The sequence below is a fragment of the Streptomyces sp. DH12 genome, assembly GCF_020873895.1.
Lineage (GTDB): Bacteria > Actinomycetota > Actinomycetes > Streptomycetales > Streptomycetaceae > Streptomyces.
In genome coordinates this window covers 197,891-208,677 of record NZ_JAHWGT010000005.1, presented here as the reverse complement: position 1 = coordinate 208,677, position 10,787 = coordinate 197,891, and the positions used below count along the sequence as shown (strand labels likewise).

The 10,787-nt window shown below is 72.4% G+C and carries 8 protein-coding genes; 2 read left to right on the top strand and 6 right to left on the bottom strand.

What is annotated here, in order from left to right; all coding sequences use genetic code 11:
• Window positions 1–10: 10 nt before the first annotated feature.
• Complete coding sequence (locus tag LPA54_RS06590) at window positions 11–2,638, top strand: RICIN domain-containing protein (protein ID WP_228974705.1); 2,628 nt, start codon at window positions 11–13, stop codon at window positions 2,636–2,638.
• A 231-nt stretch (window positions 2,639–2,869) separates the two neighbouring features.
• On the opposite strand, the gene LPA54_RS06585 is transcribed toward LPA54_RS06590, so the two are convergent.
• The 6 genes from LPA54_RS06585 to LPA54_RS06560 all read right to left on the bottom strand — a co-directional run bounded on the left by LPA54_RS06585 (window position 2,870) and on the right by LPA54_RS06560 (window position 9,340).
• Entirely contained in the window at window positions 2,870–4,090 is a 1,221-nt protein-coding gene (locus LPA54_RS06585) for a beta-ketoacyl synthase (RefSeq protein ID WP_228974703.1), read from the bottom strand.
• Window positions 4,087–4,389: an acyl carrier protein gene (locus LPA54_RS06580; RefSeq protein ID WP_228974702.1), complete on the bottom strand. Its 303-nt coding sequence runs from the start codon at window positions 4,387–4,389 to the stop codon at window positions 4,087–4,089. Before LPA54_RS06580 ends, LPA54_RS06585 begins: the two co-directional genes overlap by 4 nt.
• Window positions 4,390–4,614: 225 nt before the next feature.
• Window positions 4,615–6,093 (bottom strand): cytochrome P450, encoded by a 1,479-nt coding sequence (locus LPA54_RS06575; RefSeq protein WP_228974700.1) that lies wholly within the window; start codon window positions 6,091–6,093, stop codon window positions 4,615–4,617.
• Between the two features lie 96 nt (window positions 6,094–6,189).
• Window positions 6,190–7,203, bottom strand: coding sequence for a tocopherol cyclase family protein (locus LPA54_RS06570; protein WP_228974699.1), 1,014 nt, complete (start codon window positions 7,201–7,203; stop codon window positions 6,190–6,192).
• Complete coding sequence (locus LPA54_RS06565) at window positions 7,200–8,318, bottom strand: prenyltransferase (RefSeq protein WP_228974697.1); 1,119 nt, start codon at window positions 8,316–8,318, stop codon at window positions 7,200–7,202. The genes LPA54_RS06570 and LPA54_RS06565 overlap by 4 nt, the downstream gene beginning before the upstream one ends.
• Window positions 8,315–9,340, bottom strand: coding sequence for a methyltransferase (locus LPA54_RS06560; protein ID WP_228974815.1), 1,026 nt, complete (start codon window positions 9,338–9,340; stop codon window positions 8,315–8,317). The genes LPA54_RS06565 and LPA54_RS06560 overlap by 4 nt, the downstream gene beginning before the upstream one ends.
• A 104-nt stretch (window positions 9,341–9,444) precedes the next feature.
• On the opposite strand from LPA54_RS06560, the gene hppD reads away from it, so the two are divergent.
• A complete protein-coding gene (hppD, locus tag LPA54_RS06555; RefSeq protein ID WP_308112806.1) occupies window positions 9,445–10,764 on the top strand; it encodes a 4-hydroxyphenylpyruvate dioxygenase in 1,320 nt (439 codons plus the stop codon).
• The last annotated feature ends 23 nt before the right edge of the window (window positions 10,765–10,787 follow it).

The window sequence follows — 10,787 nt, the reverse complement described above, 5'->3', positions numbered from 1 at the left end:
CAAACTCCCCATGAACCACCCCACCCGCGGCCGACGCCGAGGACGGCACCGCCGCCGCTGGAGCGCCACAGCCCTGCTGCTCGCGGTGCCCGCCGCAGCCGTGCCGTACCTCCTGTTCGCCCAGGACGACTCGCAGGCCGCGACGATCGACGGCGACGCCTACTACCGGCTGGTGTCCGTGCACAGCGGCAAGGTGATGGACGTCAACGCGTTCTCCACCGCCGACGGCACCCGCATCCAGCAGTGGACCGACCAGAACACCGCCAACCAGCAGTGGCGGCTGCGGCCCACCGGGAACGGCTACCACGAGCTGGTGAACCGCAACAGTGGCAAGGTGCTGGGCATAACGGGCGGCTCGACCGCCCGGTCGGCCGTCGCCGAGCAGCAGACAGACAGTCCGTCGCCCTCCCAGGAGTGGCGGATCGACGCGGTGAGCGGTACCGACGCCGTCACCTTCACCTCCCGCGCCAGCGGCCTGGTCCTGGACGTCTCCGGAAGTTCCACGGCCAGGGGCGCGGCGATCATCCAGTTCCCCGGCAGGGGCAGCGCCAACCAGCGATGGAGGCTGGTGAAGGTGGCGGACGGACAGGCGGCGGCCGCGGCCGGGCCGTACCGATGGAGGAACGCCCAGGTGGTCGGTGGCGGATACGTCACCGGGCTGGTGTTCAACCCCCGGGAGAAGGGCCTGCTGTACGCGCGCACCGACATGGGCGGGGCCTACCGCTGGGACGTCGCGGCAGAGCAGTGGATCCCGCTGACCGACTGGCTCGGCGAGAGGGACTGGAACCTGCTGGGCATCGATGCGCTGGCCACCGACCCCGTCGACCCCGCGCGGCTCTACCTCGCGACGGGCACCTACACCAACGACTGGGCCGGCAACGGCGCGCTCCTGCGCTCCACCGACCGCGGCCGCACCTTCCAACGCACCGACCTGCCGTTCAAGCTGGGCGGCAACGAGGACGGCCGCGGGGCGGGCGAACGGCTCGTGGTCGACCCCTCGGACAACCGCACCCTGCTGCTGGGCACCCGCAAGAACGGCCTGTGGCGCAGCACCGACCACGGCGCGACATGGCGGCAGGTCTCCTCGTTCCCCGTCAAAGACGGGGCGAGCAGCGGCGCGGGCATCTCCTTCGTCACGTGCGGCCCGGCCGGCAGCAAGACGATCTACGTGGGCGTCGCCGACAGGTCCACCTCCCTGTACCGCTCCACCGACGGCGGCGGCAGCTGGCAGGTCGTCTCCGGGCAGCCCACCGGTCAGCTGCCGCAACACGGGGTGCTCTCCGGCGACGGCTCGCTGTACCTGACGTACACCGACAACCTCGGACCCAACGGCGTGACGGCGGGCTCGGTGTGGAAGCACACGCCGGCCGGCGGGGCGTGGAGGAACGTCTCCCCGTCCCGGGGCGGCTACGGCTTCTCCGGTCTGGCCGTCGACCCGCGCGAGCCCTCCACGGTGATGGTCACCACCCTCGGCCGCTGGTGGCCCGAGGACGAGATCCACCGCAGCACCGACGGCGGCACCACCTGGAAGGCACTGGCCGGGAAGTCGGTGCGGAACGCCTCGGCCGCTCCGTACATCGGCACCCACACCGGGCACTGGATGACCGCCCTGGCCATCGACCCCTTCGACTCCGGGCACGTGCTGTACGGCACCGGCAACGGCATCTGGCGCAGCAAGGACGCCACCGCCACCGACACCGGCGGCACCAGCCACTGGACCGTCGGCGCTCGGGGCCTTGAGGAGACCGCGCTGATGGACGCCATCGCTCCGCCCGGCGGCGCCACCGTCATCACCGCCATGGGCGATCAGGGCGGCTTCCGCCACGACGACCTGACCAAGGTCCCCGCCGGGCGGCTGGACAACCCGCTGATGACCAACAGCACCGACATCGACTTCGCCCAGGCGACCCCCTCGCTGATGGTCCGCGTCGGCCGGGGCGGCGCGCAGGACGGCGCCTACTCCACCGACGGCGGCCGCCACTGGCGCGGCTTCACGTCGGAGCCGGTGGCCGGCGCCCAGGACGGCCACGTCGCGCTCGCGGCGGACGGCTCCACGATCGTCTGGACCCAGGCCGGCCAGGTCCCCTACCGCTCGACCGACAAGGGCGCGAGTTGGTCGAAGGTCAGCGGCCTGGGCACCGGCGCCGTGGTCGTCGCCGACCGCTCCTCGGCCAGGACGTTCTACTCGCTGTCCGGCGGCACGCTGTACGCCAGCACCGACGGCGGTGCGACCTTCACCCCCCGCGCCACCGACCTGCCCGCCGGCCGCCTCGCGGCCGTCCCCGGCGTCGCCGGGGACCTGTGGATCGCCGGCAGCACCAAGGGGCTCCTGCACTCCACCGACGGCGGCCGCACCTTCACCGCGCTCACCACGGTGAAGTCCGCCTCGGCCATCGGCTTCGGCAAGGCCGCACCGGGCGCCTCCTACCAGGCGCTGTACCTGATCGGCACCGTCAAGGACGTCACCGGCGTCTTCCGCTCAACCGACAAGGGCGCCACCTGGCTCCGCGTCAACGACGACAGCCACCAGTGGGGCGCCATCGGCGGCGTCGGCGTCATCACCGGCGACCCCGACACCTACGGGCGCGTCTACGTAGGCACCAACGGACGCGGCCTCCAGTACGGCGACCCGTCCTGACCCCGACACCGGAGCGGACGCACATCCGACGTCCGAGCTGACGTGATGTCCGCAAGGGAACGCCGCCCTCTTGACCGATGCGACACCTGGTCGGAGGGCGGCCTTCCGGCGCAGCGGAACGACATGACCGGCACCTACCCGCATCGGTACCTGACGTGGACACGAGGTGGTCTCGGAAGGTGTCCGGTGCTCTTCCCGCAGCCCGTGCTGCGCCGCGCCCCGCCCTGGCCGTCAGGGCGCTTCGATGACGAGGGTGGCGTTCTGGCCCCCGAAGCCCGCCGAGTTGCTGAGCACCGTCTCCATGCGCACCGGACGCGGCACCTTCGCGACGATGTCCAGGTGGATGCGCTCGTCCAGGTGGTCGAGGTTGGCCGTGGGCGGGATGGTCTGGTGCCGCAGGGACAGGACGCCGATCGCCGCCTCGATGGCGCCCGCCCCTCCGATGGCGTGGCCGATGATGCTCTTGTTCGCCGTGACGGGAGGGGGCGCGGTGAACACCTCGTTCAGTGCCTGGGCCTCGCTGAGGTCGTTGGCCGGCGTGGAGGTGCCGTGGGCGTTGACGTGGTGGATGTCGTGCGGTTCCATGCCGGCGTCGTCCAGCGCCGCGCGCATCGAGGCCACCAGGCCGGCTCCGGTGGGATGGGGACGGGTGGGATGGGCGGCGTCGGCGGACTGCCCGAATCCCGACAGCCTGGCGTGGACGACCGCCCCTCGGGCGCGGGCGTGCTCCTCCCGCTCGAGTACGAGCACTCCCGCGCCTTCGCCGAGGACGAAACCGTCCCGGTGGGCGTCGAAGGGGCGCGAGGCGCCACCGGGATCGTGGTGCCGCCGGGAGAGGGCCGTCATACGGGAGAAGCAGAGGCTGGTCATCGCCGAGGCGCGGGGGGACTCGCTGCCACCGGCGATGACGACGTCGCAGGCGCCGGCCTGCAGGAGCAGTTTCGCCATGCCGATGGCCGTGGCACCGGAGGCGCAGGCGGTGCTCACCCCCAGGCTCGGTCCGTTCGCGCGCAGGTCGATGCTCACCTCGCCGGCCGCCATGTTCGGCACGCTGCGAGGGATCAGGAGCGGGGAGACGCTGAGGTTCCCCTCCCCCACCTTGTGGAACTCCGGCCCCCAGGACTCCATGCTGGCCGACCCCACCCCCAATACCACGCCCACCCGCGCGCCGTCCCAGGCCGACGGATCGAGACCCGCGTCGGTGACGGCCTGCCGGGCGGCGAACAGTGCCAGCTGGGTGAAGCGGTCCATGCGCCAGGCATGGCGCCCCACGTCCCGCACGGGGTCGAAGTCCCCGATGTGGCAGGAGAAGTCGACCGGCATGCCGTGCAGGTGGGGATCCGTACGCGTCGTGCTGATGCCGGCGAGGAGGGTCCGCCAGGTCTCGGCGCAGCTCAGGCCGCCGGGCGTGGCCAGTCCCAGCCCCGTGATCGCGACCGGCCGGCGCCTCACGCGCCGGCTCGTCCGGCCGGCAGGGCGTGCGGGCGGTGGCTCCGCCCCGAGGGGTCCTCGGCGGAGATCACCCGGTCCACCCAGTCGGCGACCTGCTGCATCGTCGCGTCACCGCGGGGGTGGTCGGGGCGGTCGATGAGGGTGACGCCGTGCCGCTCCTCCAGGATCGTGACGAGTTCGAGCATGGCCAGGGAGTCCAGGTCCGCCTGGTCCACGGTGGTGTGCGGCGTCAGACTGCCCGGAGGGGCCTGGAAGTGTTCGATCAGGTCCTTCTCGATGGCACGGTACGTCTCGGACATGCAGACTCCTCTGGTCATGGAGTGCGGTGGGCCTGCGAAGCGGTGCGATGTGCGTCGCGTGGGGTGCGCACTCCACCGGGACGTTCCGTCGGACCCGGCCGGCGGCGGGCGGGAGTGCGGTGGGCACGGTGGACGCTCTCGGGAAGAGTGCAGGACCGGCGCCCGGGAACCGGGCAGCAGCGCGTACGTCCTCGGCCGTTCCGGTCGTTACTGTTTCTGTCGGATTTACCGCACCCCCGTACCGGACGCGGCACCGGGAGCACCGTCGACGTCTCGTCTCGTCGCCGTCTCCTCCCGACGGTCGCCGCGCGCCGTGCCGGCCTGCCGCAGCAGGCCGGGCGCCATCGTCGCCGGGCCGGGCCCCGTCGTGAGGCCGGGCCGGCGCTTCCACCCCTCGACGACCATGGGCAGTCGGTCGGGCCGGACGGCGATCCACGCCTGCTTGCGGACCCGGCTGCCGGGCGCGGGACGGAGGCGCCAGCGCCGCAGGACGGCGCACACGGCGACCTTGATGAGCGCCACGGCGAGGGTGTCGCCGACGCACTTGTACGCGCCGAGCCCGAACGGCAGGAAGGCCCCCTGGGGGACGCGCGCCGCACGGGCGGGCAGCCACCGGTCGGGGTCGAACCGCTCGGGGTCGGGGAACCACCGGGGGTCGTGGTGCAGCGCGTAGGGGCTGTAGGAGACCTCGGCGCCGGCCGGCAGCGTGAGCGTCCCGAACGTCAGCGGGCCGCACGTGCGGCGCATGCCGAACCAGGGCGCGTACAGTCGCAGCACCTCCGAGACGCACCGCCCGGTGAGCCGCAGCGCCGCGAGGTCCTCGTACGCGAGGCTGTCGCGCCCGCCCAGCACGTCGAGGACCTCGGCGCGTACCAGGTCCTGGGTCCTCTGATCCTCGCCCAGCTCATGGAGGAGCCAGGCCAGCGCGGGGGCCGTGGTCTCCACCCCGGCGACCGCGAACGAGATGGTGTGGTCGCGGACCAGTTCATCGGTGAGGGACCCGAGGCGGCGCAGACGCAGCAGCGTGGAGAGGAGGTCGTCGCCCGTGGCGTCGCCGTCCCACCGGCTGATCGCCCGGTCGACCACCGAGCGGACCGTGTCGGCGACCCGGTCGTACCGCCGGCCGCTGCCCGGCAGGGCGAAACACCAGTCGGGCAGCAGGATGCGGGCCAGCAGCCCGCGGGAGAGGACCGGTACGGCCCGGCGGATGTCGTCGGCGCCCGCGGTGAGGAAGTCCGCCGGGAAGAGCGCCGTCAGCAGCATGGTGTGGGTGAGTTCGTCCACCGCCCGGTCGACGCGGACGACCCGGCCGGCGGGCCACGAGGCGGTGAGCGCGTCGGCGACGGGGGCCATCGCCTGCGCGCAGCCCGCGACGCGGGCGTGGTGGAAGGCGGGTTGGAGGGCGCGCCGCTGCTGCCGGTGGGCCGCCCCGCTGAAGGAGAACAGGCCCTGTCCGGTGAACTTCTCGAAGAACCGTCCGCGCTCCACCATCCGGGCGTCGGTGACGAGCAGCCGGTGCACGTGCGCGGGGTGGGTGAGCGCGTGGACCGGGACGTTCCCCAGCCGCAGCCGGACGATGTCCCCTTGCCCGGCGAGGGAGGTGGCGAAGGACAGCGGCTGCCTCAGCATCCGCCAGGCGTGTCCGGCGACGGGCACGGCTCCGGGCGCCGTGGGGACCGGGTCGGCCTGCTGCCGCATGCGCATGTGCCGTCTCGCTTCCTTCGGTGGTCGGGCTCGGTGCCGGCCCGCCCGCCGGTGGGCGGAGCGGGGCGGTGCGGGGCGCGGGCCGGCCCGGGGGTGTCACAGTTCTCCGGTCTCCAACCCGGCCAGTACGGAGCTGCCGGCGTACACCTCCCTGCCGTCCCGCCGGACCCGCACGCGCAGGTTGCCCGCCATGTGCTGGAGCGAGTGGCCGAAGCGGTGCGGCTGGAGCAGGGGAATCGGCAGGGGCAGAGCCGGGCTGCCGTCCGTCTCTCCCGTCAGGTCGACCTGGTGGCGGGCGCTACGGCCGCTGAGGCGCCAGACGCCGTCCCGCGCGCTGCCCCGCACCAGCGCGACGGGCGGGACCAGGCTGAGCACGTGGTCGTCGACGGTGAGTACGAGACCGCTGACCTTCACGGTGGCAGGCCCGCGACCCAGGAGCCCCCCGGCGAACGCCACGCACACGTCCGGTCTGTCAAAGCCGTGGGCCTGGCCCCACCACCAGGACCGGGGGAAGCCGCGGCCCCACGACTTCTCGGCGTAGACCCGGCAGGTGGACAGGTCCCAGGTGTCCCCGGCGAGCCGTGCCGTCCCCTCCGCCTTCGCGTCGAAGAGATGCGGGTGCCAGTAGTGGTTGAGGCCCGGAACGAGGGAGAAGACGCCGCTGCCGTGCAGCAGACGCCGTGGCGGCCAGGTCCGCACGGGGTCGAGCGCGCAGTTGATGTCGACGTCCTCGCCGATCCGCACCCGCAGCCGGTTCGCGCCGAGCCGGAAGATCGGCGGCGCGGAGACCTCGTAGGCGGTCGTACTCGCACGGGCCCCGTCGACACTGGCCGAGCGCACCAGCCCGGAAGGGTGAGCGGCGACCACGACCGTGCCCCAGGGGTGGCGGCGATGGTGGTTGACGCCGCAGGCGACGAGCAGGACCCTGCCGCGTGCCGGGTCGGTGAAGCGCCAGAGGTACCCCTCCATCGGGGCCTGGTGCGAGAGCAGCGGGTCCCCTCCGGGCAGGTCGGCCCCGGTCCTGCGCCAGTGGTCGCGCAGGAGCGCGGCGACGGACGCGGTGCGGTCGGCCGGTGGGCGCGGGGCACCGGGCCCCGGGCGGCCGTTCACCTCTTCCGGCCCCTCGGGTGGTACGCCGTCGCAGGCCCTTCACCGGTGCGCACGGTCGGGAACGGGACGCCCGGGCGTTCGCGGGGCCTGGCGGCGGCGGTGCGCTGGAGCCACAGCAGGAACAGCGCGGTGGTCAGTCCCGCGATGGCGAGCCAGGCCGGGGGGACCGGGCGGCCCTGACGCATCATCTCGGCGAGCGCGGCCACCATGGTCGAACAGGTGGTGAGGGGGAGTTGCATGGACGACCAGAAGGTGACGTCGCCGCGGCGGCCGGGATCGTCCATCGCGCCGGTGAGGAGGCTGCGCGCCACGAACAGCCCGACCGGCGCCACCACGAGCTGCGCCAGCGCCACCGGCGGGGGGAGGGCACCGACCGACGCCAGCAGGACCACGCCGAGGTACAGGCCCGTCTGTCCGACCGCGTAGACGTGGGCCAGCCGACGCGGTCCGACCACGCATGCGAGGGTCCTTTTGCCGACGAGGGTGTCGCCCTCGATGTCGGCCAGGTTCATGATCAGGCAGCGGAGCACCTGGAGGGCGGTGACGAGAGCGGTGCTCCACAGCAGGAGCGCGCTGAACCGCCCGGCCTGCAGGTGGGCCGCGAGCAGCGGGCCCATCCCGTACAGGACGGCGGCGCAGCTGACCTCTCCCAGCGCGCGGTAGTTCAGGCGCAGCGGCGGGGCCGTGTAGAACCAGGCGAGCGCGGTGAGCGCGCAGGCCAGCAGCCGTGCGAACAACGTCGGCATGGCGGCGATGAGCGCCATGGAGACGAACAGCAGGACGAAGGCCGCGCCGATGCTGGTGGCCGGGGTGAGGAGCCCGTCGACGAGGACGCGGCTGCCGCCGGTCCAGGCGGTGGGCCGGGGGTTCGCCCGGTCCGCCTCCAGGTCGAAGTATTCGTTGCAGAAGTGGGTCATCAGGTGCGTCGACCAGGCGAAGGCCAGCGTCAGCACATACCACGGCGCGGAGAACGCACCGGTCGTGTAGACGGAGAGACCGACGCCGAAGCCCGTCACCATCATGCTCTGGAAGAGGAACTTGACGCGGGCCAGCCGGACGAAGGCGGCCGGTGAGCCGGGCCGCGGGGACGCCGTCACCGCCTGCAAGGCGCTCAACCGCCGCGCTTGTAGGCGATGATGATGCCGTGCGGCGTCCAGCCGGGCACGGGGACGCGTTGGATGTCGGAGAAGCCGGCTTCGCGCAGGCAGCGCTCGTGGAGACGCCAGGGGTAGATCATGCCGCCCTCGGCCGGCAGGGTGGCGAAGTAGACGCTGTCGAGCGCCGCGACCAGGGGACCGTCGCCCTCGTCGTCGGACATCGAGTTGAAGATGACCACGCGCCCGCCGGGGACGAGGGCGTCATGGGCCTTGCGGAGCAGCGCGGTGTTCTCCTCCGGGGTCCAGATGACGAGCTGGTGGGCGAAGAGGACGCAGTCGTTGCCCGAGGGGAAGGCGTCGGCGAACATGTCGCAGGGGAGGACGGAGACGCGGTCGCTCAGGCCGGCTTCGGCGATCCGCTTCTCCGTGAGCGTGGCCGAGGCGGGAATCTCCAGGACGGTCGCCCGCAGGTGCGGGTTGCTCTGGGCGAGGGCGCAGGCGTTGACGGCGTCTCCGCCGCCGCAGTCGAGGAGCCGCGTGGCATCGGCGAGGTCCAGGGCCGCCACCAGGTGGTCGTTGGCCAACTGCGACCAGGAGCGCATGTACCGGTAGAAGACCCCCTCCAGCCGCGGGTGCCGGCTGAAGCGGTGGTAGAGGTCCGGGTGGTCGCCCGGGATGTGCCGCAGTCCGACGTTGGTGTTCTCCCGCAGCGACGCGACGAAGTCGACCTGGCCCTGGTAGACGATGTGCTGCTCGAACGCGACGGTGTCCTTGATCTTGCTCCAGGTCCCTTCCGCGGCGAGTGCGGTGATCAGCGGGGCCACGCGGTAGCGGTCGCCCTCCTTGCATGTCAGCCCGAGGGCGGTGCATCCCAGCAGCAGGATGTCGGCCGCCCGCTCGGCCAGGCGCAGTTCGTCGCGGATCTCGTCGGCGGTCAGCGGTTCGCGTTCCATGAGCAGGTCCAGCAGCTCCAGCTCACAGGCGGCGTTGAGGTACTGGAAGGCGGCGTGCCCGAAGAGGAGGAGGGACAGCCGGTCCATGTCGAGTCCGGCCGGCTGCGCTGAGCCGGAGGTGGTTGAAGGACGCACCGGAGAGCCCGTCACGTGGGTTGTCATACATTCCCTCTGCTCATCGCTCGTGGACCGTGGCGGGACCCCGCCCGCCGGGTGCCGACGTGCGGCAAGTGACCCTGGCGACCGGCGAACCGAAACGCACAATCACTATACGCACTGGCGCTGTCACGTATAGTGATGACGCGCGTCGCTTCCCGGCGGCCACGTCACCCATTCCCTCCGCATGGGACATCGCCTTGGAACCCACGACACTTGTTTCGGCTTCGGCCACGGACCCGCCCCCATGCCCCACGCGGGCCTGGGACATCGCGGGCATCGACCACATCCGGGTCTGTGTGGGAAACGCCCTCCAGGCAGCGCACTTCTACGTCTGCGTCTTCGGCATGGAGATCGCCGCGTGCCGCCGCCCGGAGACGTCGCCGCACGGCCACGCTGAATACGTCCTCGCCTCGGGCGGCGTGCGGTTCGTCGTGACGGGCGGTGCCGAACCGGACAGCCCCGCCGCCCGGTGGGCGGCCACGCACGGCGACGGAGTGAGCGACATCGCCCTGGAGGTGCGGAACTTGGAGGAAGGGCTCGCTCACGCCGTGGCCGCCGGCGCGCGGGTCCTGCAGGAACCCCGGCGGGAACAGGACCGGTTCGGTGAGGTGCGCACCGCGGCCATCGCCACCTACGGCGAGCTGCGCCACACGGTCGTCGAACGCGGCTCCTACCGAGGGCCCTTCCTCCCCGGCTTCGAGCCACCCGCCCCGGGTGGCCCCCGGCCGACCGGCCCCCCGCTCTTCCACGGCATCGATCACGTCGTCGGGTGCGTCGAACTCGGCCTGCTGGACGAGTGGGTCGACTTCTACCGGCGCACCATGGGGTTCTCCCTGATGGCCGAGTTCGTCGGCGAGGACATCTCGACCACCTACTCGGCCCTGATGAGCAAGGTCGTCGCCGACGGCACCCGCAAGGTCAAACTGCCGCTGAACGAACCGGCCGTCGGTGCGCGCAGGTCACAGATCGACGAGTACCTCGCCTACCACCGGGGCCCCGGCACCCAGCACATCGCCCTGGAGACGGACGACATCGTCGCCGCGACGGACGCGCTGCGGGCCGCCGGCGTCGCCTTCCTGCCCACCCCGAACACCTACTACGACGATCCGCGGCTGCGGACGCGGATCGGTTCCGTGCGCGTGGACATCGCCGAACTGCGGTCGCGAGGAATCCTGGTGGACCGGGACGCGGACGGCTACCTCCTCCAGATCTTCACCCGCCCCCTGGTGGATCGACCGACGTTCTTCGTCGAACTCATCGAACGCCACGGCAGCCAGGGCTTCGGCAAGGGCAACTTCAAGGCGCTCTTCGAGGCCGTGGAACGCGAACAGGAACGACGCGGCAACCTTTGACCACGGGCCCGGACGGCCCAGGA

Coding starts and splice junctions, on each gene's coding strand:
- LPA54_RS06580 (WP_228974702.1), bottom strand. CDS start 4,389: ATGTCCGAGACGTACCGTGCCATCGAGAAGGACCTGATCGAACACTTC.
- LPA54_RS06575 (WP_228974700.1), bottom strand. CDS start 6,093: ATGCGCATGCGGCAGCAGGCCGACCCGGTCCCCACGGCGCCCGGAGCC.
- LPA54_RS06560 (WP_228974815.1), bottom strand. CDS start 9,340: ATGGACCGGCTGTCCCTCCTCCTCTTCGGGCACGCCGCCTTCCAGTAC.
- LPA54_RS06590 (WP_228974705.1), top strand. CDS start 11: ATGAACCACCCCACCCGCGGCCGACGCCGAGGACGGCACCGCCGCCGC.